The following is a 21553-nucleotide window of genomic DNA, read 5'->3' on the forward strand; positions in this document are numbered from 1 at the left end:
CCGACTGGTGTCTGCGGCACCGCGGGCACGCCGCAACGGCGTGCCGCGGATCAGCCCTTGGCGTGCGGGTGCTGCTGCGCCACCAGGCTCGCGGCCGAGGTGAGGACGGTGTTGCAGTACGGGACGGTGCCGGTGTTGGCGACGTACCGGGCGCTGAGCCAGCGCTCGTGGCTGCTGCCGCGCATCAGGTACCAGAGGGTGTTCCCGTCGATGTCCTGGGCGCGGACCTTGCAGGTGAGGCCGGTCTGCGCGTGGTACGCGAGGAAGCCGACGACGGAGGAGTCCGTGCTCGGGAACTGGCGCACGTTCAGGCCGGCCGGCGAGGTGACCGTGCCGTAGGGGAGGGCGGGCTGGGCCTGGGCGGGAGCCGCGGCGAACAGGACGCCGCCCATGGCGAGGACGCCGGTCAGGGCACCGACGGTGCGCCTCAGACCGCGGCGGGCGGGGACGGTGAGCAGGGACATGTGCCTCTCCAGTTCTCGACAGCCAGGGACCGCGGAGTGCGGCTGGTACGCGAGCGGCACATTACGACTGATGGCAGGTTGAATATCAGCGAAACGCCACAAAGACCCCGAACGGGTATGTTTCTCTGCTGTGATGGGCGTATGAACGGCTCGGCCGCGCCGGGCGGCAGCGGAAGGAAACGGACGATCCGTCAGTCGGAGGAGACCGGCAGGACGTCGGGGGACAACGCGCCGGCACGGGCCGAGTCGCTGGTTATCCGGCCGAGGTGGTGGCGGCGGCACAGCACCTCGTAACCGACCTCCTCCACCGGGCGGTTGACGTCGCCCACGACCACCTGGGCACCCTCGACCACCATCTGCCCGCCCACCGTGCGGGCGTTGTGCGTCGCCCGCGCGCCGCACCAGCACAGCGCCTCCACCTGGAGGGTCTCGATGCGGTCGGCGAGCTCGATCAGCCGCTGCGAGCCGGGGAAGAGCTTGGTGCGGAAGTCAGTGGTGATCCCGAAGGCGAAGACGTCGAGCCCGAGATCGTCCACGACCCGCGCCAACTGGTCGACCTGCACCGGCGCGAGGAACTGTGCCTCGTCGACGATCGCGTAGTCGACCTTGCCGCCCTTGGACAGCTGCTCGACCACGTACCCGTACACGTCCATCCCCTCGGACGCCTCGACGGCCTCCGTGACCAGGCCCAGCCGCGAGGACAGCTTCCCCTCCCCCGCCCGGTCGTCCCGCGTGAAGATCACACCCCGAAGCCCCCGGGCCGAACGGTTGTGCCCGATCTGGAGCGCCAGCGTCGACTTGCCGCAGTCCATCGTTCCGGAGAAGAAAACCAGCTCGGGCATGGAAGGGCGACGGCCTTTCGGTGGACGGCGGGGAGGGACGCAGGGAGGCAGGCTCGGGGCGGGCGGCGGGACGGGCGTCTCGCCGGGCGGGCGCCTAGCAGCGTACTTCGAGCAGCGGCACGAGTTGCTCGACGGGGGCGAGGGAGCCGTGCAGGCCGACCATCCGGGACTCCCCCGGCTCGCTGCGGTTGGCCACGACCGCCATGTCGTCGCGGGCCACGGCGACCACGTCGCCGATCCTGCCGAGCACCCGCTCCTCCGGCTCCGGCCCGAACCACCCCGCGGCGACGGCCTGTTCGCGTCCGGCCACCCACATCCGGTCCCCGAGCACCTCGCGCCACACGGCCAGGACGTCGGTCGCGGCGCCGGGCACTGCGTACACGTGCCGGGCGCGGCCCTCGCCGCCGAGCACGGCGACGCCGGCGCTCAGTTCCCAGTCCTCGTCGAAGTCGATCCGCGACTCCTCGTCGAACGGGATGTCGATCATGCCGTGGTCGGCGGTGACGTACAGCGCGCTGCGCGGCGGGAGTTGCTCGGCGAGCCGCTGCACCAGCCGGTCGACCATCATCAACTGGCCGCGCCAGGCGTCGGAGTCGACGCCGTGCCGGTGCCCCATGCCGTCCAGCTCGCTGTAGTACGTGTAGACCAGCGCCCGGTCGGCGGCGGCCAGTTGCTCCGCGGCCAGGTCGACCCGCTCCTCGCCGGTGAGCCGGCCGAGGAAGGTGCCGCCGGACAGCGCGATCTTGGTCAGCGGGGTGGTCTCGAACGTCGGTGAGGACACCTGGCTGGTGGCGATCCCGGCGGCGTCGGCGAGCGCGAAGACGGTGGGGTGCGGCTGCCACACGGCCGGCGGCGTCCACGGCTGCCAGCGCAACTGGTTCATCAGCTGCCCGGTCTCCGGGTTGAGCGCGGTGTAGCCGGGCAGGCCGTGGCGGCCGGGCGGCAGCCCGGTGCCGACCGAGGCCAGCGAGGTGGCGGTGGTCGCGGGGAAGCCGGCGGTGATCGGCCGGCCGGTGCCGCCGCAGGAGGTGGCCAGCAGCGAGGTGAGGTACGGCGCCCCGTCGGGGTGGCGCAGGATCAGCTCCCAGCCGAGGCCGTCGACCAGGAACACGCACACCCGGTCGGCAGGGGCGAGGGTGAGGCCGGTGGCGGGCATGCCGGGCACCGCGAAGCCCGCCACCGCGGCAGGGATCACGTCGCACAGTGCGCCGGTGCCGTACTGCGGGGCGGGGGCGGACGCCGGGTCGAGCAGTGCCGCGTCCTCCGCGTCGTGGAACGGGTGGGCCATCAGCGTGCCATCACTCCGTGGCCGCCGTGGCCTCGGAGAGGGCCTGGGCGAAGGCGAGGGTCTGGCGGACCGTGTCCGGCCCGTCGCCGGCCTCACTGACCCGCAGCGACAGGTCGTCGGCGGTGGAGGAGCCGGTGTAGCCGTGGTCGGCCTCGCAGTTGGGGTCGCCGCAGGCGGCGGGTTCCACGTCGAGCCGGGACACCGCGCCCCAGCCGATGGTCAGCACGACCTCGCGCGGCAGGGTGCCCGGCGTGTACGACTCGGGGTTGGCGACGACCCTGCTCACCACGACAGACGAGATCCGGCCCAGCTTGACCGACTCGGTGGAGGTGGTGGCGTACGGGCTCGGCGAGGTGTCGTCGGCGGCCTGCTCGTCGGTGTGGCTGACGATGAACCGGCTGTCGGTCAGGACCAGCACGGTCACATGCCGGCGCACCTCGTTGGCGTCGAAGGTGGTCTCCTGGTGGACCAGGTACGAGGACACCGGCTCGCGGCCCACCGCGGCCTCGACGGCCTCGGCCACCAGGGCGGGGTAGTAGCCGCTGCGCTCGATGGCCGTGCGCAGCCCCTGCGTCGTCGTACCGGTCTTCGCCATGTGCACCATCCTATGCGCGCCGTGTGACGTTCCCATCCGTCCGTGACGCGTCGTTCCGGCCCGCCGCCGCGGCACGCCTCCCGGCCCGGCCCCGAGCCGCCGATGAGCGGGCCCGATGCCCCCGAGCGCTCAGTACGAGGCGAGGGCGCGCGGCCCGAGATCGGTGCGCGCCGGGGGCGTGGCGAGCCGGACGGTCGCACCGAGCACGCTCAGGCCGCGGGCGGCGACCACCACCGGCTCCAGGTCCACGCCCACGACCTCGGGCAGGTCCTCGGCCAGCATCGACACCCGCAGCAGCAGTTCCTCCAGGGCGCCGGTGTCGACCGGCTCGGCGCCGCGCCAGCCGAACAGCAGCGGCGCCGCCCGGATCGAGCGGACGAGTTCGGCCACGTCGCGGTCGGTGGCGGGGACCAGCCGGTGCCCGAGGTCGCCGAGCAGCTCGGAGGGGGCGCCGGCCAGCCCGAAGGACAGCACGGCACCGGCCGCCGGGTGGACGCCGGCCCGCACCACGGTGTCGACGCCGCGCGGGGCCATCGCCTGCACCACCGGCCGCAGTTCGGCCGGCCCGCCGAGCCGCGACGTCAGCTCCTCGTAGGCCCGCCGCAGGTCCTGCTCGTCGGCCAGATCCAGCCGGACGCCGCCCAGGTCGGCGCGGTGCCGCAGGTGCGGGGCGGTGGTCTTGAGGGCGACGGGGTAGCCCAGCGACCGCGCCGCGGCGACCGCCGCGTCCGGGTCCGGCGCGGGCAGCGCCCGGTGGACGTGGATGCCGTAGCGGGCCAGCAGCCCGGCCGCGGCCGCGTCGTCGAGGGTGATCTCGGTCCCGGGGTGCGCCGCGCCCGCGGACCCTGCGGCCGCCGCGGGCGGCGCGGCCGGTGCCGGGGGCAGCAGGCGCCGGACGTCCTCGGCGGCGGCGGCCTCCTGGACGTCCTCGAACTGCGGGATCCGGCCGGGCTCCGCGGCGGCGTCCCGCCAGGCGGCGTAGGCGGTCGCCTCGGCCAGCGCGCGGACGGCGCGGTCGGGCGCGGAGTAGGCGGGGATGCGGGCGCCCGGCTGCCCGGTCGCGGCCAGCCGGTCGGCCATCGTCTCCAGCGTGAGGTGGACCACGACCACGGGCTTGCCGGCGCCCTCGGCGGCGGCGCGCAGCGCCTCGGCGAGCGCCGGGTCGTCGCCGGACTCCGGGTCGCCGGCGTCCTCGGAGCCGACCCGGGGGATGGCGGTGACGACCACCGCGTCGGTGCCGGGGTCGGCGAGGGCCCGCCGCAGCGCCGCCGCGAAGTCGTCGGGCTGGGCGGCCGTCGTCAGGTCGAGCGGCGGGGCCGGGTGCAGCCCCGCGGAGAGCGCGGCGTCGTAGGTCAGCAGGCCGATGGACTCGGAGTTGCCGAGCACGGCCACCCGGTCGCCGGCCGGCAGCGGCTGCAGGGCCAGGAACAGGCCGGCGTCGAGCAGTTCGGTGACGGTGTCGACGCGGATCACGCCGGCCTGCCGGAAGAGGGCGGAGACGGTGGAGTCGGGGATCCGGGTGTTCGGCACGGCGTGGCCGGCCGGGACCGTGCCGGAGTGCAGCGCGCCCTTGACCACCACGACCGGCTTGCTCGCGGCGATGCGGCGGGCGATCCGGGTGAACTTGCGCGGGTTGCCGAAGGACTCCAGGTACATCAGCACCGCCTCGGTCTCCGGGTCGTCCTGCCAGAACTGCAGCAGGTCGTTGCCGGAGACGTCGGCGCGGTTGCCGGCGGAGACGAACGAGGACGGGCCGGCGCCGCGCCGGTGCAGCCCGGACAGCAGGGCGATGCCGATGGACCCGGACTGGGTGAACAGCCCGAGCCGGCCGTGGTGCGGCATCTCCGGCGACAGGGACGCGTTGAGCCGGATGTCGTCGGCGGTGTTGAGCACGCCGAAGGCGTTGGGGCCGATGACCCGCATGCCGTGGCTGCGGGCCTGGCGGACCAGCTCGCGCTGCTTCTCCCGGCCCTCCGCCCCGCTCTCGGAGTAGCCGGCGGCGACCACCACCAGGCCGCGCACCCCCGCCTCGCCGCAGTCGGCGACCGCCTCGGGCACCCGGTCGGCCGGGACCGCGACGACGGCGAGGTCGACCGGCTCGCCGATCGAGGCGACCGACCGGTACCCGGGCACGCCGTCGATGTCGGTGCCGCCCTCAGGGAAGGAGTGGTTGACCGCGTACAGGCGGCCGGTGAAGCCGCCCGCGGTGATGTTGCGCAGCAGGGTGCGGCCGACACCGCCGGGCCGGCGGCCGGTGCCGACCACGGCCACCGACGCCGGGCGCAGCAGCCGCTGCACCGAGCGGGCCTCGGCGCGGTGCTCGCGGGCCCGCATCACCTGCACCGACTCGTCGGTGGGCTCCAGGTCCAGGTCGAGGTGGACCACGCCGTCGGCGAAGCTGCGCTGCTGGGTGTAGCCGGCGTCGGTGAAGACCTTGACCATCTTGCGGTTGGCGGGGAGCACTTCGGCGGTGAAGTGCAGGATGCCGCGCTCGCGGGCGACCGCGGCGATGTGCTCCAGCAGCGCGGACGCCACCCCGCGGCCCTGGTGGGCGTCCTGGACCAGGAACGCGACCTCGGCGCGGGTGCCGCCGCGGCCCGCCCGGCCGTGCTCGTCGATCCGGTCGTAGCGGACGGTGGCGATGAACTCGCCGCCGACGGTGGCGGCCAGGCCCACCCGGTCGACGTAGTCGTGGTGCGTGAAGCGGTGCACGTCGCGGTCGGACAGTCGCGGGTAGGGCGCGAAGAACCGGTAGTACTTCGACTCGTCCGACACCTTCTCGTAGAAGCCGACGAGGCGGCCGGCGTCGTCCGGGCCGATCGGCCGGATGTGGGCGGTGCCGCCGTCGCGCAGCACGACGTCCGCCTCCCAGTGCACGGGGTACGGCTGCGGCTGCTGCTCCGTCATGGCCCCAGCGTAAGCGGGCGTGGCCTGCTCGCGCGGCCGACGCGTTGGAGGCAGGCTGGGGGCAGCGAACCGCCGGTCCCGGCCACCGCCCGGAACATGTTTAACTGGTCTAGACAACTTCGTACCACTGTCACTGATCCGAAGGGCAACACCATGGTTGAGCGCCGCGTCAACGTCGGCTGGGCGGAGGGCCTCCACGCCCGCCCGGCGTCCATCTTCGTCCGCGCGGCGACGGCCGCCGGCGTCCCGGTGACCATCGCCAAGGCGTCGGACGGCAACCCGGTCAACGCGGCGTCCATGCTCGCGGTCCTGGGCCTGGGCGCCCGGGGCGGCGAGGAGATCGTGCTGGCCTCCAACGCCGAGGGCGCGGAGGTCGCCCTGGACCGGCTGGCCAAGCTGGTCGCCGAGGGCCTGGACGAGCTGCCCGAGACCGTCTGACGATTTCGCGCGCTCCGGGTACCGGAACGGCCGGGAATTCCGAGCACCCCCGCCGGCGGCCCCGCGGAAATGGGCAGCGGAATTCAGCGGGACCGGAACATCCCCCACGGATGGTCCGGTCCCGCTCTTTCACGAATACGGGACCTCATACCGGAACTCCGGGCGGACCGCTGTTTTCCGGTATCCCGCGTTCTTGTATACGACGTGCGTGTTAAGCCCGGCGCCGCACCGCGTTGACGGGAGGTTTCAGGATCCTCACCGCCGACGCCCGTTCCACATGGACGGCGGCCAGCCGGCGGGCCCGTTCCGCGTCGCCGCGGGCCACCGCGTCCACGATCGCCGCGTGCTCGTCCCACGCCTCGCGCACCCGCACCACGGAGCCGTCCCCGTAGACCCAGGCGATCTTGTGCCGCAGCTGGGTGAGCAGCGCGGCCAGCGTCGGGCTGCCGGACGCCTGGGCGAGCGTCTCGTGGAACCAGCCGTTCAGCGAGGTCAGATCCGCGGACTGCCCCTGCACCGCGCGCTCCTGGCCCAACCGGACCAGCCCGCGCAGCACCTTGAGGTGGGCCTCGGTGCGGCGCTGGGCGGCGCGGGCGGCGCCCAGCGGCTCCAGCAGGCCGCGCATCTCCAGCAGGTCCGCGGCCTCCTGCTCGGTCGGCTCCGCGACCGACGCGCCCGCGTGCCTGCGGGTGCGGACGAACCCCTCGGACTCCAGGGTGCGCAGCGCCTCGCGCACCGGCACCCGCGAGACGCCGTAGCGCTGCGCGAGCAGTTCCTCGGTCAGTCTGCTGCCGGGCGGGAAGAATCCCGCGACGATGTCGTCGCGGATCGCCGTGCACACCACCTGGGCGGAGATACGCCGCCCGGTGCCGTCCGCCCCGTTCACGTCCGATTCCGCATCGCAGAACTCCGTTCCCTCCCCCGCATTATGCCCGTGACTCTATTCCAGGGCGCACGGAAAAGGGAAAAGAGGTGGCGAATTCTTGATTTTATTGCGGACAGGGCGGCACGTTCCGGGCGGGCGGGGCGGCCGCCCGCGGTGATCAGCTGCGGGGGAAGCACCCGCGGCGGCCCGGGACGCACGAAGGCCCCGGTGGCAGAACCGGGGCCTTCGAGGCGGGCCCGACCGGTGGGCGGCCGGGCCGTACAGGGTGCCTGACGCGGGACGTCAGACGGTCACACCGTGCTCGGCGAGGTACGCGATCGGGTCGACGTCCGAGCCGTAGTCCGGGGTGGTGCGCACCTCGAAGTGCAGGTGCGGTCCGGTGACGTTGCCGGTGGCGCCGGAGATGCCGATCTCCTGGCCCTCGGTGACGGTCTGGCCGGCGGACACCAGCGGCTGCGTCAGGTGGCCGTACAGGGTGTACATGCCGTCGGCGTGCTTGATGATCACGTCGTTGCCGTACGCGCCGTCCGCGCCCGCCGAGACGACCACGCCCGCGGCCACCGCGTGCACCGGGGTGCCGGAGTCCACGAGGAAGTCCACGCCGGTGTGGTAGCCGCTGGACCAGTTGGAGCCGGCCTGGTGGTACGGGGTGCCGATGGACGCGTCGACCGGCTTGGTCCAGCCGGAGTCTGCGGCGGCCGTCGTGGCGGCGGCCACCGGCTGCTTGGCGGCGCTGACCGCCCCGGCCTTCGCCGCCTGGGCCGCGGCAGCCTGGGCCGCGGCAGCCTTGGCAGCGGCAGCCTTGGCAGCGGCAGCCTTGGCAGCGGCGGCCTTGGCAGCGGCCTTCGCCTGCGCGGCGGCCTTCGCCTTGGCCTTGGCCGCCGCGGCCGCCTTGGCCTTCGCTTCCGCCGCCGCCTTGGCCTTGGCCGCGGCTTCGGCCTCGGCGCGGGCCTGCCGGACCTGCTCCTGGGCGGTGTTGGCGACCGTACGCTGCACGTCGGCCTGGGCGGAGAAGCTGTTCGCCAGCGAGCCGGTGACCGACGTGGCCTGGGACAGCACGTTCTTCTTGGCCGCGGCGGCGACCGGGCGCGGATGGTGGTCGGGGGCGGCCAGCGCGGTGGCGCCGAACGCTCCGGCGCCGGCGATCACGGCGACGCCGGCCAGGGTGGCGGCGGCACGGCCGGGCCGCCGACGCCGGTGCTTCCCGCGCAGGGCGGGGCGAACGCGGAACGCCATGGAGGCGTCGCTCCTTTCCTTCCTTCTCGCCTACCGGGTTAGCTGACGGGTTCGGAGCAGGAAGGTCTCCTACGGGCGCCCCTGGGCCGGCGACGGCGAAGGCTCCCGATTCACCCCGGGGGAACTCCCTCAGGACCGCGCGGCGGCGGACACGAGGGGTGGGTCCCCGGCTCCCCTGGACGGGGACTCGGCGATGTGCGGATGTGCGCCCGGCACGGCCGGGCGGTGCCCGACCCTGCAGGGCCGGGGAGCGTTGACGCTATCCGGGCGGTCCGGCGAACACCAAGCAGATCCGTCGATATGTAGCGCACGCCACACACGCCCGCGAGCCGCTCAATTCGGGCACAACAGGACAGAAATCCCAAGGGACTTCGCGCCCCGGACGTGCGGGCCCCGGGCGCGCCGGCTCCTGGCACACGGAACCCCGGCGCCGCGCAGGGCGGCACCGGGGTTCAGGAGAACGACGCGACGAGGGCGTCAGGACACGACGGTCACCGGGCCGATGCCCAGCTCCCGCACCGGCTCGGCGATCTGCCCGGCGTCGCCGACCAGGACCACCACCATGCGGTCCAGCGGGAAGGCGTTGACCACGGCGGCGGTCGCCTCGACGGTGCCGGTCGCGGCCAGCCGCGCGTACAGATGCGCCTGGAAGTCGTCCGGCAGCTGCTGCTCGACCTGGTCGGCCAGGGTGCCGGCGACCGCGGCGGCGGTCTCGTAGCGCAGCGGGGCCACGCCGACCAGGTTCTGCACCGCGACGTCGCGCTCGTCGTCGGTGAGCCCGCCCTCGGCGAGGGTGCGGATCACCTGCCAGGCGTCGGCGAGCGCCGGGCCAGTCACCTCGGTGGCCACCGAGCCGCTGATGGCCAGCAGCGCGGCGCCGGTGCCGTCGGCGGACGACAGCAGCACCTGCCCGAAGGCCCGCACGCCGTAGGTGTAGCCCTTCTCCTCGCGCAGCACCCGGTCCAGCCGGGAGGTCAGCGTGCCGCCCAGGCAGTACGTGCCGAGGACCTGCGCCGCCCACACCGGGTCCTGCTTGTCCGGGCCGGTGCGGCCGATCAGCACCTGCGTCTGCACCGAACCGGGCCGGTCGACGATCACCACCCGCGCGGTGTCGTTCGAGGTGATCGCGGGGCGCGGCCGCGGCTGCCCGGTGCCACCCGTCCACTGGCCGAGGGTGGAGTCGAGCAGCGCGGGCAGGTCGATGCCGGTGAGGTCGCCGACGACCACCGCGGTGGCCGTGGACGGGCGCACGTGCGCGTCGTAGAAGGCGCGCACCGCGGGGGCGTCGATGGCCCGCACCGTCTCCTCGGTGCCCTGCCGCGGCCGCGAGCAGCGCAGCTCGGCCGGGAACAGCTCCTTGGACAGGGCCATGGCCGCGCGGCGGGCCGGGTTGGCCAGCTCGTGCGGGATCTCGTCGAGCCGGTTGGCGACCAGGCGCTTGATCTCGTCCTCCGGGAACGCCGGGCTGCGCAGCGCCTCGGCGAACAGGGTCAGCGCGCGGTCCAGCCGGCGCGCGGGCACCTCCAGGGAGACCCGCACGCCGGGGTGGTCGGCGTGCGCGTCCATGGTGGCGCCGCACCGCTCCAGCTCCGCCGCGAACTCCTCGGCGGTGTGCTGGTCGGTGCCCTCGGACAGGGCCCTGGCCATGATCGTGCCGACCCCGTCGAGGCCGGCGGGCTCGGCGTCCAGCGGCGCGTCCAGCATCACCTCGACCGCGATCACCTGCTGGCCGGGACGGTGGCTGGTGAGCAGGGTCAGGCCGTTCCCGAGCGCCCCGCGCTCGGGCGCCGGGAACGCCCACGGCTTGGGCTCCCCCGCGGCTGGCTGCGGATGGAACATCATGACGGCCTCGCGTGCGTCGCTCACAGCTCACCCTCCTTGTTCTCAGCGCCCGAGTCCCCGGCCTCGACGATGGCCTGCTCCTCGATGTCCGGCTCCTCGCCCTCCTGCTCCTCGGTCTCGGCCGGGCCGCCGGTGGGCTCGTACACCAGCACCGCGCGGTTGTCGGGCCGCAGCCGGGCCGCGGCCACCGCCTTGACCTCCTCGGGGGTGATCGCCAGCACCCGGTCGACCGCGGTCAGGGCCAGCTGCGGGTCACCGAACAGCACCGCGAACCGGCACAGTTCGTCGGCGCGCCCGCCGACCGTCGCCAGCCGGTCCAGCCACTCCCGCTCCAGCTGGGCCTGCGCCCGCTCCATCTCCTCGGTGGTGGGCCCCTGCTCGGCGAACCGGGCCAGCTCCTCGTCCACCGATGCCTCGATGACCGGCAGTTCGACGCCGCTGGACGCCTTGATGTCCAGCCAGCCCAGCGAGGGCGCGCCGGCCAGCCGCAGCAGCCCGAAGCCGGCGGTCACCGCGGTGCGGTCGCGCCGCACCAGGCGGTTGTGCAGCCGGGACGACTCGCCGCCGCCCAGCACCGTCAGCGCCAGGTCCGCGGCGTCACCCTCCCGGGTGCCGTCCGCGGGGAGCCGGTACGCGGCCATCAGCGCGCGCGACGGGACGTCCTCCTCGACGACCTCGCGCAACTGCCCGCCCATGACGTCCGGGAGCGAGCCGTCCCGCGGCTCCGGCTTCCCGTCGTGCGCCGGAATGCTGCCGAAGTACTTCTCGATCCAGCCGAGCGTCTGCGCCGGGTCGATGTCGCCGACGACCGAGAGCACCGCGTTGCCGGGCGCGTAGTACGTGCGGAAGAACGCCTGGGCGTCCTCCAGCGAGGCCGCGTCCAGGTCGGCCATCGAGCCGATCGGGGTGTGGTGGTACGGGTGCGGCTCGGGGTACGCCATCGCGGTCAGCTTCTCGAAGGCGGTGCCGTAGGGGACGTTGTCGTAGCGCTGGCGGCGCTCGTTCTTCACCACGTCCCGCTGGTTGTCCAGGCTCTGCAGGTCCAGGGCGGTCAGCAGGCTGCCCATCCGGTCGGCCTCCAGCCACAGGGCCAGTTCGACCTGGTGGGCGGGCATCGTCTCGAAGTAGTTGGTGCGCTCGAAGCTCGTGGTGCCGTTGAGCGATCCGCCTGCGGCCTGCACCAGTTCGAAGTGGCCGTTGCCCTGGACGCTCGCCGAGCCCTGGAACATCAGGTGCTCGAAGAGGTGGGCGAGACCGGTGCGACCCTTGACCTCGTGGCGTGAACCGACGTCGTACCAGAGGCACACGGCCGCGACCGGGGTGAGGTGGTCCTCGGAGAGCACCACCCGCAGGCCGTTCGCCAGGCGGTGCTCGGTGGCTGTGAGGCCGCTGGAGTGTGCCTCCGGGGAGGCCGTGTGACCCATGGGCAAGCTGTCCTTCCGGTCGCTGCTGCGTGACTGCGTAGAGTGCTGCCACTCTAGGCAAGCGTGCCGACGATCGGCGAAGTTCCCGCACACGACAGGCCCCGGGGTTCGGTGGACGGCGGCACGGCGTGGTCGGGGACGGGTCGTCGTCCGCGCTGTCGGTGCGGCGCGTCACAATGGTCCGCGTCAGCTCACCGGTCCACCCGAAGGATCCGGACACCCGTTCCGGAAGGCAACCAGAAGAAGGAGCGCCGCCGAGATGGCCCGCCGCACCACGAAGACCCCGCCTCCCGACGACGACTTCGAGGAGCGCATCCTCGACATCGACGTCGTGGACGAGATGCAGGGCTCGTATCTCGAATACGCCTACTCGGTGATCTACTCGCGCGCCCTGCCCGACGCCCGCGACGGCATGAAGCCCGTGCACCGGCGCATCGTCTACCAGATGAACGAGATGGGCCTGCGGCCCGAGCGCGGCTTCGTCAAGTGCGCGCGCGTCGTCGGCGAGGTCATGGGCAAGCTGCACCCGCACGGCGACGCGTCGATCTACGACGCGATGGTGCGGATGGCGCAGCCGTTCTCGCAGCGCCTGCCGCTGGTCGACGGGCACGGCAACTTCGGTTCGCTCGACGACATGCCGGCCGCCATGCGGTACACCGAGGCCCGGATGTCCGGCCCGGCGCAGCTGATGGTCGAGTCGATCGACGAGGACACCGTCGACTTCGCGCCCAACTACGACGGCCAGGAGCGCGAGCCCTCCGTGCTGCCGTCGGCCTACCCCAACCTGCTGGTCAACGGCGCGTCCGGGATCGCGGTCGGCATGGCCACGAACATGCCGCCGCACAACCTCGGCGAGGTCATCGCCGCGGCCCGGCACCTCATCCGGTACCCCAACGCCGACCTGGACGCGCTGATGCGGCACGTGCCGGGCCCGGACCTGCCGACCGGCGGCCGGATCATCGGCCTGTCCGGCATCAGGGACGCCTACGAGAGCGGCCGCGGCACCTTCAAGATCCGCGCCACCGTCTCGGTGGAGGACGTCACCGCCCGCCGCAAGGGCCTGGTGGTCACCGAACTGCCGTTCAACGTCGGCCCCGAGAAGGTGATCGCCAAGATCAAGGACATGGTCGGCGCGAAGAAGCTGCAGGGCATCGCCGACGTCAAGGACCTCACCGACCGGGCCCACGGCCTGCGCCTGGTCATCGAGATCAAGAACGGCTTCAACCCCGAGGCCGTGCTGGAGCAGCTCTACAAGCTGACGCCGATGGAGGACTCCTTCGGCATCAACAACGTGGCCCTGGTGGACGGCCAGCCGCTGACCCTGGGCCTGAAGGAGCTGCTGGAGGTCTACGTCGACCACCGGTTCAACGTGGTGCGCCGGCGCAGCGAGTTCCGCCGCACCAAGCGCCGCGACCGGCTGCACCTGGTCGACGGCCTGCTGGTGGCCCTGGTCGACATCGACGAGGTCATCGCGATCATCCGGGCCAGCGAGAACGCGGCGCAGGCCAAGGAGCGCCTGATCGAGCGCTTCAGTCTGTCCGACGTGCAGACCCAGTACATCCTCGACACCCCGCTGCGCCGCCTCACCCGCTTCGACCGCATCGAGCTGGAGTCCGAGCGGGACCGGCTGAACGCCGAGATCGCCGAGCTGACCCGGATCCTGGAGTCCGACGCGGAGCTGCGCAAGCTGGTGTCGGCCGAACTGGCCGCGGTGGCCAAGCAGTACGGCACCGAGCGCCGCACCGTCCTGATGGAGTCGGCCGACACGCCGGTCACCGCGGTGCCGCTGGAGGTCGCCGACGACCCGTGCCGGGTCCTGCTGTCCTCGACCGGCCTGCTGGCCCGCACCGCCACCGGCGACGAACTCGGCGGCGACGGCAAGCGCGTCAAGCACGACGTGATCGTGTCCGCGGTACCGACGACCGCCCGCGCGGACGTCGGCGTGGTGACGTCCTTCGGGCGGCTGCTGCGGCTGACCGTGATCGACCTGCCGATCCTGCCCGAGACCGCGGGCGCGCCGTCGCTGGCCGGGGGCGCGCCGCTGGCGGAGTTCGTGTCGCTGGAGGACGGCGAGCGGGCGCTGTGCCTGACCACCCTCGACGAGTCGTCGCCGGGCCTCGCCCTCGGCACGGAGCAGGGCATCGTCAAGCGCGTGGTGCCGGACTACCCGGCCAACAAGGACGACCTGGAGGTCATCGGCCTCAAGGAAGGCGACACGGTGGTCGGCGCGGTGGAGCTGCGCACCGGCGAGGAGGACCTGGTCTTCATCACCGACGACGCGCAACTGCTGCGTTACCAGGCGTCCCAGGTGCGGCCGCAGGGGCGGCCGGCCGGCGGCATGGCGGGCATCAAGCTGGCCGACGGCGCGAAGGTGATCTCGTTCACCGCGGTCGACCCGGCGGCGGACGCCGTGGTGCTCACCATCGCCCGCGCCGAGGGCACCCTCGACGGCGGCGGCCAGGGCACGGCGAAGCTCACCCCGTTCGACCAGTACCCGCGCAAGGGCCGGGCCACCGGCGGTGTGCGCTGCCAGCGGTTCCTGCGCGGCGAGGACGGCCTGGTCCTCGCCTGGGCCGGCCCGGCGCCCGCCCGCGCGGCCACCTCCACCGGCGCCCCCGCCGACCTCCCCCCGAAGGACACCCGCCGCGACGGCTCCGGCGTCCCCCTCACCAAGCCCATCACCGCGGCCGCCGGCCCCGTCTGACCCCCGCCCCCCACCGCCCCCACCCGGGGGCGGTGGGCCCCCATCCCCCGGGGTGCCGAGCGAAGCCACATCGAGCCCGCAGACGGCAACCGCACCGCACCGGTCACCCCGGGGTGCCGAGGGGCGCGAGGAACGGCGCGCGCAAACCACCCACAAGCCCCCCGGACGGCACCGCGCCCCAAGAGACACCCCCGGACCCCGCAGGGGCGCGAGGAACTGCGCGCGCAACCACCCACATACCGGCCAGCCGGCAACCGCAGCCCCGGGGGCACCCCGGAAGCCGAGGGGGCCGCGGCCGACCCGAGCGCAGGGGACCCGAGCCCCGGGCGACCCGAGGAGGCGGACGGCCTCGCCGATGCAGGCCGTGGAGAGGGACCTCGAAGAGGTCGGACTAGGCTCGGACGGGTGAGCCAGCCCCTGACCCCCTGCTCCCGCGCCTCCGCCGCCCTGGACGAGCCCCTCGCCGCCACCGCGGCGGTCGCCCCCACATGGCTGCTGATCGAGCAGGCGGGCCCGTGGGGCGCCAAGGCCCTGCGCTCCAGCCACCTCGACCCCGAGGCCGGCCGCGCCCTGGAGCGGCTGACCGAAGGCACCGGCGTACGCATCGCGCTGATCCGCCGCCCCGGCCGGCACGCCGACCTGCACCGGCCCACACGCCACCGGGTGATCCTCGCGCACACCGCGCCGCACGCCCCCTGGATCCGCACCGCCTGGCTCGACGACCCGGCGGAGCTGGCCGCCCTGGACTTCCCGGCACTCGGCGCCGGCGCGCACGGCGGCTTCGGCGACCCGTACGAGGGGCCGCCCGTCGCCCTGGTGTGCACCAACGGGCGGCGCGACCGCTGCTGCGCGGTCCAGGGCCGCCCGCTCGCCGACGAGCTGGCCCGCTCCGGCGGCAACGACGTCTGGGAGGTGACCCACCTCGGCGGCCACCGGTTCGCCCCGACGATGCTCGTCCTGCCGCACGGCTACGCCTACGGCAGGGTCGAGGGGCACCACGCCAAGGACGTGCTGGAGGCGATCGGCGCCGGCCGCGTCGTCCTCACCGGCTGCCGCGGCCGCTCGGCATGGGAACGCCCCGGCCAGGCCGCCGACCTGGCGGTACGCGAACTGACCGGGGAGGAGCGGGCGGACGCCCTGGCCGTCGGGCCCGCCGAGCCCCGGGGCGAGGACGGCTGGACCGTGCCGGTCGGCCACCGCGACGGCCGCGCCTGGCGGGTGGCGGTCACCCGGTCCCTGGCGCAGCCGCCGCGCCCCGAGAGCTGCGGCGCGGCCCTCGGCACACCGGCCCGGATGGAGGTCACGGGGATCGAGCCGGTGGCCGGGGCCGCGCGCTGAGCGAAGAACGCCGCCGGGCGCTACTTGACGTTCTTCACGAACTCCGTGGTGTAGGTCTTCTCCAGGTCCACGGTGGCGTTCTTCAGGTTCGGGTTGAACGCCTTGAGGACGCTCTCCACCGTCTGCGGACCGTCGGCCGGCATCACGCCGTCGGTGGTGAACATCGGCAGCGTCGACTTGATCGCCTGCGCGTACAAGTCCTTGCCGCCCTGCGCGTAGTCGGCCGGCATCTTCGCCGCGATCTCCTCCGGGCTGTGGCTGGACATCCACCGCAGAGTCTTGACGAAGGCGTTGGCCAGCTTCTGGACGGTGTCCTTGTGGCCGTTCACCCAGTCCGTGTTCATGTACAGGCTGGACGACGGGTAGAGGCCGCCGAGCGCCTGCCGCGAGCCCTCGGGCGTGCGCATGTCGTAGAGCACCTTGCCGATGCCCTTGTCCAGGATCTGCGCCACCGTCGGGTCGGTGGTCATGCCGGCGTGGATCGAGCCCTGCTGCATCGCCGCGATGAAGGTCTGGCCGGCGCCGGCCGCGATCGGGGTGAAGTCGCTGACCTTGAGCCCGTTGTGGACGGCCAGGTACTTGGTGAGGAAGTCGGTGGAGGAGCCGAGCCCGGTCACGCCGAGTCTCTTGCCCTTGAAGTCCTTGGCGGAGGTGATGTCGCCGGCCGCCTTGTTGGAGACCACCTCGACCTCGCCGGGTGCCTGGGCGAACTGCACCACGGACTCCACGGACTTGTGCTTGGTCTGCAGGTCCAGGGTGTGGTCGTAGAAGCCGACCGCGCCCTGGACGTCGCCGGAGACCAGCGCGGTGGTGGCGTCCACACCCGCGGGCTCGGACATCAGCGTCACGTCCAGGCCCTCGGCGGAGAAGTAGCCGAGCTGCTTCGACAGCATCGCCGGAAGGTAGATGACCTTGTCCAGGCCGCCCACCATGATCTTCACCTTGGTGGCGTCCTTGGCGGCGGTCGTGGCGCCGTCGGTGGCGGCGCCGGCGTCGGAGGACGAACCGGAGCCCGACGAGGCGTCGTTCGCACAGGCGGTCAGGGTGGTCAGGGCGAGCGCGCCGGCGAGGGCGATCATCGTGGTACGGGTGCGCATGGGGTCACGTCCTTGTGAGTGGTGGAGCGGTGGGGATCCGCGCGACGCGGCGCGGCGGCGGTACGGGCCGGCGGGCGGCGGTTCAGCGGGCGCCGGAGTCCGCGGGCTTCCAGCGGAAGAGCCGCTTCTCCAGGAAGGTGAGCAGGCCCTCGGCGATCAGCGCGACGACGGCGAGGATCACCATGGCCGCGTAGACGCCGGCCGAGTTGAAGGTGCCCTGGGCGGTGGAGACCATCAGCCCGAGGCCCTTGGTGGCGCCGATGTACTCGCCGACGATCGCGCCGATCAGCGCGAAGCCGAAGCTGACGTGCAGGCTGGTGAAGATCCACGAGGTGGCCGAGGGGATGACGACCTGGAAGGTGACCTGGCGGTTGCTCGCCCCGAGGATGCGGGCGTTGGCGACCAGGTTGCGGTCGACCTCACGGGCGCCCTGGAAGGCGTTGAAGAACACCGGGAAGAAGACCAGCACGACCGCCGAGGCGACCTTGGACGCCGGGCCGAGGCCGAACCAGATGAGGAAGATCGGCGCCAGCACGATGCGCGGCATGGCGTTGAGGATCTTCACGTAGGGCCCGAAGACGTCGGCGAGGAAGCGCACCCGGCCGAGGGCGATGCCCAGCAGCACGCCGGCGGCGACGCCGATCACCCAGCCGTACAGGGCCTCCTGCAGGGTCGTCCAGATCTGCTCGGCGAGCGAGCCCTGGGCGGTGCCGTGCATCACCCAGGTGCGGATCTGGTCCCAGACCTGCGAGGGCATCGAGAAGTTGAACGCGTCGATGATGCCGGCCCGGGAGAACCACTCCCACAGGCCGAGGAACAGCGCGAGCACCACCAGCCGGGCGGAGTTGACGAGCAGGGCGCGCTTGCGGACGGCGCGGGCCCGCGCCTTGGTGCGCTCGGCGGCGTCCGTCGGCTTGGCCACGGCAGCGGCGGCGGGCAGGGATACGGACTCAGGCGGCATGTCCTGCGCCCCTTTCACGAGTGATGCGGACCTCTTCGCCGAGGGACGACCAGATCTCGCGGTAGATCTCCACGAACCGGGGCTCCAGGCGGACCTCCTCGACCTTGCGGGGGCGCGGCAGGTCGATGGTGAAGACCTCCTTGACGGTGGCCGGCCCTGCGGTCATCACGACGACCTTGTCGGCCAGCGCGATGGACTCCTCCAGGTCGTGGGTGACGAAGACGACCGAGGACCCGGTGCCCGCCCACAGGTCGAGCAGCTGGTCGGACATCAGCGCCCGGGTCTGCACGTCGAGCGCGGAGAACGGCTCGTCCATGAGCAGGATCTTCGGGTCGTTGACGAAGGTGGCCGCCAGGGCCACGCGCTTGCGCTGGCCGCCGGACAGCTGGTGCGGGTAGCGGTCCTCGAAGGCGCTCAGGCCCACCCGGGCCAGCCAGTCGCGGGCCCGGTCCCGGGCCTCGGCCTTGGGGACGCCGCGGAACCGCGGTCCCGCCATCACGTTGGACAGCACCGTGCGCCAGGGGAAGACGGCGTCCTGCTGGAAGACGAAGCCGACGTCGTCGCCGATGCCGCGCACCGGCTCGCCGGCCACCAGGACCTCGCCCTCGGTGGGCTCCTCCAGGCCGCTGACGAGCGTCAGCGTGGTCGACTTGCCGCATCCGGTGGGGCCGACGACCGCGACGAACTCACCGCGGTCGACGGTCAGGTCAAGATCCCGTACGGCGGTGTGCAGCGCGCCGGACGGTGTCCGGAACGCCTTGCCCGCCCCCCGCAGCTCGATGGCGGGGCTCGTGTTGCTGGTCATGGCGGTGGACGTTAGGAGCGTCACACCGGGTGGCGACAGCCTTGTGAGCGCTGGGCCCCTTCTGCTCGCAGAGCGGTGTTCTGCTCGTTTTGCTCGCCGCCAGGACAACGAAAGCGAAACGGACACTGCCCATCCGCGGCTCCAGCGTTTACGTTGCGTTGACGACACGGACGTCGGCGCGTGCGGGGGCTGCGAGCTGCCGTACCGGACGTGGCGGCACATATCGGGCAGGCCCGGGGTCGCCGGCGCGGCCCCTTTGCTGCCGTCTCCGGCGCCCGCCGGGCAGCCGGCCGGGGCGGCGGACCGCGGACGCGGGCTCCCGGAGCGGCCGGCCACGGAACCGGGCCGTCCGCACAGGGAGTGAGCAGGCAGTCGGCAGGAACCGGAGTCGGAGGGCAGCGTCATGCGGATCGGATGGCCGCGCCGTGTCTCGGCGCAGGTCCTGCTGATGCAGGTGGCGATCACCACGGGCGTGACGACGCTGACCGCCGGCCTCTTCCTGGCGCCGCTCGCCCACGAGATCGACCACCAGGCGGAGCAGCGCGCGCTGGCGATCGCGCAGAGCGTCGCGTCCGACCCGCAGATCGCCAGGGACCTGGTGACCACCCGCCCGTCGCCCGACGGCCCGGTGCAGGCGGAGGCCGAGCAGGTCCGCAAGCGGACCAAAGCGCTCTACGTGGTGGTGATGAACACCGCCGGCATCCGCTGGTCGCACACCGACACGTTCCAGATCGGCCAGATCGTCTCGACCGATCCGCGCGACGCCCTCGACGGCCGGGAGGTCATGCAGATCGACAGCGGCACGCTGGGGCGCAGCGCCCGCGGCAAGGTCCCGCTGCGGGACGCCGACAACCAGATCGTCGGCGCCGTCTCGGTCGGCATCCAGTACAGCAGCGTCCGCAGCCGACTGGTGGCCATCGTGCCCAGCGTGCTGATGTACGCGGGCGCGGCGCTCGCGGCCGGCACGCTCGCCGCCTACTGGGCGTCGCGGCGGCTGCAGCGGGCCACGCACGGGCTGGCGTTCGCCGACATCTCCGCGCTCCTGGACGAGCGGGAGGCGATGCTGCACGGCATCCGCGAGGGCGTGCTGGCGCTCGACCCGCAGGGCAGGGTGCGGCTGGTCAACGACGAGGCGCAGCGCCTGCTCGGGCTGGACGGCGATGCCGCCGGGCGCCCGCTGGACGACCTGCTGCCGCCCGGCCGGACCACCGACGTGCTGGCCGGCCGCGCCGAGGGCGCCGACCTGCTGACCGTGAGCGAGGGACGGGTGCTGATCGCCAACCGGATGCCGACCGAGGACGGAGGGGCCGTGGTCACCCTGCGGGACCGCACGGAGCTGGAGACGCTGGGCCGGGAGCTGGACTCCACGCACGGCCTGCTGGACGCGCTGCGCGCCCAGGACCACGAGCACGCGAACCGGCTGCACACCGTGCTCGGGCTGCTCGAACTCGGTCTGACCGACGCGGCCGTGGACTACGTCGCCGAGGTCGCGGACACCCACCGCGCCTCGGCGGAGGAGGTCGCCGACCGGGTGCACGTGCCGCTGCTGTCGGCGCTGCTGGTCGGCAAGGCGGCCATCGCCGCGGAGCGCGGCGTGACCCTGCGGATCTCGCGCGCCACCTGGCTGCCGGACCGGGTGGTCGACCCGCGGGACCTGGTGACGGTCCTCGGCAACCTGATCGACAACGCGCTGGACGCGGCGGCCTCGACGGTCGAGGTCGAGCTGCGGGCCGAACGCACCACGCTGGTGCTGCGGGTGAGCGACGACGGGCCGGGGGTGCAGCCCGAGCTGCGGGAGCGGATCTTCACCGAGGGCTGGACCACCAAGAAGTCGCCGGCCCACCGCGGGCGCGGCCTCGGCCTGGCCCTGGTGCGCCGGCTGGCCGAGCGGTACGGCGGGATGGCCAGGGTGGGCGCCCGCGCGGGCGGCGGCGCGGTGTTCACCGTGGTGCTCCCCGAGGCGCTGGCGTCCGCGGAGTTCACCGCCGAGCTGTCGTCCGCGGTGCCGGGAGGAGCGAGATGATCGACGTCCTGGTCGTGGACGACGACTTCCGGGTGGCCGAGATCAACGCAGCGTACGTCGGCAAGGTCCCCGGCTTCCGGGTGGCCGCCCGCGCCCACACCGCCGCGCACGCCCTGGCCACCCTGGAGCGCACCCGCATCGACCTCGTGCTGCTGGACCACTACCTGCCGGACGAGACCGGCCTGACGCTGGTCCGCCGGATGCGCCAGCTCGGCCACCACGCCGACGTGATCATGGTGACCGCGGCCCGGGACGTGGCGACCGTGCAGGCAGCGATGCGGCTGGGCGCGCTGCAGTACCTGGTCAAGCCGTTCGGCTTCGCGGGCCTGCGGGCCAAGCTCGAGGGGTACGCGGCGCTGCGCCGCACCGTGGACGGCGTGGTCGGCGGGGGCGGCGGCGAGGCCGGGCAGGAGCAGGTGGACCGGATCTTCGGGGCGCTGCGCACCGCGGCCGCCTCGCCCGCCGCCCTGCCCAAGGGCCACTCGGCGCCGACCGCCGAACTGATCCGGCGGGTGCTGCAGGAGGCCGGTGGGGCGCTGTCGGCGCACGAGGTGGCCGAGCGGGCCGGGCTCAGCCGCTCGACCGCGCAGCGGTACCTCAAGCACCTGGAGCAGGCCGGCCGGGTGCGGCTCTCCCTGAAGTACGGCGACACCGGCCGCCCGGAGCACCTGTACGCCTGGGCCGCGCCCGTCTGAGGGACGGG

The 21553-nt window shown here is 73.5% G+C and carries 17 protein-coding genes and 1 riboswitch; of the genes, 5 read left to right on the forward strand and 12 right to left on the reverse strand.

The window, feature by feature from the left end; translation table 11 throughout:
* Positions 1-50: 50 nt before the first annotated feature.
* The 5 genes from ACH4TG_RS21230 to ACH4TG_RS21250 all read right to left on the reverse strand — a co-directional run bounded on the left by ACH4TG_RS21230 (position 51) and on the right by ACH4TG_RS21250 (position 6096).
* Positions 51-464 carry an SH3 domain-containing protein gene (locus tag ACH4TG_RS21230; protein WP_398243947.1) on the reverse strand — a complete coding sequence of 138 codons (414 nt, stop codon included), beginning with the start codon at positions 462-464 and terminating at the stop codon, positions 51-53.
* Between the two features lie 191 nt (positions 465-655).
* Positions 656-1306, reverse strand: a complete 651-nt coding sequence (locus ACH4TG_RS21235) for a thymidine kinase (protein ID WP_398243948.1) — start codon at positions 1304-1306, stop codon at positions 656-658.
* A gap of 94 nt (positions 1307-1400) precedes the next feature.
* On the reverse strand, positions 1401-2594 hold the full coding sequence (locus tag ACH4TG_RS21240) for an alkaline phosphatase family protein (RefSeq protein WP_398243949.1): 1194 nt from the start codon (positions 2592-2594) through the stop codon (positions 1401-1403).
* A gap of 10 nt (positions 2595-2604) precedes the next feature.
* The gene (locus ACH4TG_RS21245) at positions 2605-3189 is read right to left on the reverse strand and encodes a DUF5998 family protein (RefSeq protein ID WP_398243950.1); all 585 of its coding nucleotides are present in this window, start codon (positions 3187-3189) and stop codon (positions 2605-2607) included.
* Positions 3190-3318: 129 nt separating this feature from the next.
* Positions 3319-6096, reverse strand: a complete 2778-nt coding sequence (locus tag ACH4TG_RS21250) for a GNAT family N-acetyltransferase (protein ID WP_398243951.1) — start codon at positions 6094-6096, stop codon at positions 3319-3321.
* A gap of 153 nt (positions 6097-6249) precedes the next feature.
* On the opposite strand from ACH4TG_RS21250, the gene ACH4TG_RS21255 reads away from it, so the two are divergent.
* Complete coding sequence (locus ACH4TG_RS21255) at positions 6250-6534, forward strand: HPr family phosphocarrier protein (protein WP_398243952.1); 285 nt, start codon at positions 6250-6252, stop codon at positions 6532-6534.
* 211 nt (positions 6535-6745) lie between these two features.
* Here ACH4TG_RS21255 and ACH4TG_RS21260 read toward each other — a convergent pair whose 3' ends face one another.
* From ACH4TG_RS21260 to ACH4TG_RS21275, 4 genes are all read right to left on the reverse strand, one after another.
* Positions 6746-7420: a GntR family transcriptional regulator gene (locus ACH4TG_RS21260; protein WP_398243953.1), complete on the reverse strand. Its 675-nt coding sequence runs from the start codon at positions 7418-7420 to the stop codon at positions 6746-6748.
* 282 nt (positions 7421-7702) lie between these two features.
* A complete protein-coding gene (locus tag ACH4TG_RS21265; protein WP_398243954.1) occupies positions 7703-8656 on the reverse strand; it encodes a M23 family metallopeptidase in 954 nt (317 codons plus the stop codon).
* 13 nt (positions 8657-8669) lie between these two features.
* A riboswitch (cyclic di-AMP (ydaO/yuaA leader) is annotated at positions 8670-8859 on the reverse strand.
* Positions 8860-9133: 274 nt separating this feature from the next.
* The gene (locus tag ACH4TG_RS21270; RefSeq protein ID WP_398244062.1) at positions 9134-10498 is read right to left on the reverse strand and encodes a M16 family metallopeptidase; all 1365 of its coding nucleotides are present in this window, start codon (positions 10496-10498) and stop codon (positions 9134-9136) included.
* A gap of 20 nt (positions 10499-10518) precedes the next feature.
* Positions 10519-11922, reverse strand: a complete 1404-nt coding sequence (locus ACH4TG_RS21275) for a M16 family metallopeptidase (protein WP_398243955.1) — start codon at positions 11920-11922, stop codon at positions 10519-10521.
* Between the two features lie 259 nt (positions 11923-12181).
* Between ACH4TG_RS21275 and ACH4TG_RS21280 the strand changes: the two genes are divergently transcribed.
* Together ACH4TG_RS21280 and ACH4TG_RS21285 are read left to right on the forward strand one after the other, a co-directional pair.
* On the forward strand, positions 12182-14626 hold the full coding sequence (locus ACH4TG_RS21280; protein ID WP_398243956.1) for a DNA topoisomerase (ATP-hydrolyzing) subunit A: 2445 nt from the start codon (positions 12182-12184) through the stop codon (positions 14624-14626).
* A gap of 417 nt (positions 14627-15043) precedes the next feature.
* Entirely contained in the window at positions 15044-15964 is a 921-nt protein-coding gene (locus ACH4TG_RS21285) for a sucrase ferredoxin (protein WP_398244063.1), read from the forward strand.
* Between the two features lie 20 nt (positions 15965-15984).
* On the opposite strand, the gene ACH4TG_RS21290 is transcribed toward ACH4TG_RS21285, so the two are convergent.
* From ACH4TG_RS21290 to ACH4TG_RS21300, 3 genes are all read right to left on the reverse strand, one after another.
* On the reverse strand, positions 15985-17061 hold the full coding sequence (locus ACH4TG_RS21290) for an ABC transporter substrate-binding protein (protein ID WP_398243957.1): 1077 nt from the start codon (positions 17059-17061) through the stop codon (positions 15985-15987).
* Between the two features lie 82 nt (positions 17062-17143).
* The gene (locus ACH4TG_RS21295) at positions 17144-18022 is read right to left on the reverse strand and encodes an ABC transporter permease (RefSeq protein ID WP_398243958.1); all 879 of its coding nucleotides are present in this window, start codon (positions 18020-18022) and stop codon (positions 17144-17146) included.
* Complete coding sequence (locus ACH4TG_RS21300; protein WP_398243959.1) at positions 18012-18827, reverse strand: ABC transporter ATP-binding protein; 816 nt, start codon at positions 18825-18827, stop codon at positions 18012-18014. Before ACH4TG_RS21300 ends, ACH4TG_RS21295 begins: the two co-directional genes overlap by 11 nt.
* A 403-nt stretch (positions 18828-19230) precedes the next feature.
* Here ACH4TG_RS21300 and ACH4TG_RS21305 point away from each other — a divergent pair, with 403 nt between their 5' ends.
* The gene (locus ACH4TG_RS21305; protein ID WP_398243960.1) at positions 19231-20850 is read left to right on the forward strand and encodes an ATP-binding protein; all 1620 of its coding nucleotides are present in this window, start codon (positions 19231-19233) and stop codon (positions 20848-20850) included.
* Positions 20847-21545 (forward strand): response regulator, encoded by a 699-nt coding sequence (locus ACH4TG_RS21310; RefSeq protein ID WP_398243961.1) that lies wholly within the window; start codon positions 20847-20849, stop codon positions 21543-21545. The genes ACH4TG_RS21305 and ACH4TG_RS21310 overlap by 4 nt, the downstream gene beginning before the upstream one ends.
* The last annotated feature ends 8 nt before the right edge of the window (positions 21546-21553 follow it).

The sequence above is a fragment of the Streptomyces sp. NPDC020917 genome (genome assembly GCF_044333795.1).
Taxonomy (GTDB): Bacteria; Actinomycetota; Actinomycetes; order Streptomycetales; family Streptomycetaceae; genus Actinacidiphila.

Excerpts from the sequence above, each read along its gene's own strand:
- ACH4TG_RS21295 (WP_398243958.1), bottom strand. The coding sequence starts at position 18,022 with ATGCCGCCTGAGTCCGTATCCCTGCCCGCCGCCGCTGCCGTGGCCAAG.
- ACH4TG_RS21290 (WP_398243957.1), bottom strand. The coding sequence starts at position 17,061 with ATGCGCACCCGTACCACGATGATCGCCCTCGCCGGCGCGCTCGCCCTG.
- ACH4TG_RS21270 (WP_398244062.1), bottom strand. The coding sequence starts at position 10,498 with ATGATGTTCCATCCGCAGCCAGCCGCGGGGGAGCCCAAGCCGTGGGCG.
- ACH4TG_RS21240 (WP_398243949.1), bottom strand. The coding sequence starts at position 2,594 with ATGGCCCACCCGTTCCACGACGCGGAGGACGCGGCACTGCTCGACCCG.
- ACH4TG_RS21255 (WP_398243952.1), top strand. The coding sequence starts at position 6,250 with ATGGTTGAGCGCCGCGTCAACGTCGGCTGGGCGGAGGGCCTCCACGCC.
- ACH4TG_RS21310 (WP_398243961.1), top strand. The coding sequence starts at position 20,847 with ATGATCGACGTCCTGGTCGTGGACGACGACTTCCGGGTGGCCGAGATC.
- ACH4TG_RS21265 (WP_398243954.1), bottom strand. The coding sequence starts at position 8,656 with ATGGCGTTCCGCGTTCGCCCCGCCCTGCGCGGGAAGCACCGGCGTCGG.
- ACH4TG_RS21305 (WP_398243960.1), top strand. The coding sequence starts at position 19,231 with ATGCGGATCGGATGGCCGCGCCGTGTCTCGGCGCAGGTCCTGCTGATG.
- ACH4TG_RS21250 (WP_398243951.1), bottom strand. The coding sequence starts at position 6,096 with ATGACGGAGCAGCAGCCGCAGCCGTACCCCGTGCACTGGGAGGCGGAC.
- ACH4TG_RS21235 (WP_398243948.1), bottom strand. The coding sequence starts at position 1,306 with ATGCCCGAGCTGGTTTTCTTCTCCGGAACGATGGACTGCGGCAAGTCG.
- ACH4TG_RS21280 (WP_398243956.1), top strand. The coding sequence starts at position 12,182 with ATGGCCCGCCGCACCACGAAGACCCCGCCTCCCGACGACGACTTCGAG.
- ACH4TG_RS21300 (WP_398243959.1), bottom strand. The coding sequence starts at position 18,827 with ATGACCAGCAACACGAGCCCCGCCATCGAGCTGCGGGGGGCGGGCAAG.
- ACH4TG_RS21245 (WP_398243950.1), bottom strand. The coding sequence starts at position 3,189 with ATGGCGAAGACCGGTACGACGACGCAGGGGCTGCGCACGGCCATCGAG.
- ACH4TG_RS21230 (WP_398243947.1), bottom strand. The coding sequence starts at position 464 with ATGTCCCTGCTCACCGTCCCCGCCCGCCGCGGTCTGAGGCGCACCGTC.
- ACH4TG_RS21275 (WP_398243955.1), bottom strand. The coding sequence starts at position 11,922 with ATGGGTCACACGGCCTCCCCGGAGGCACACTCCAGCGGCCTCACAGCC.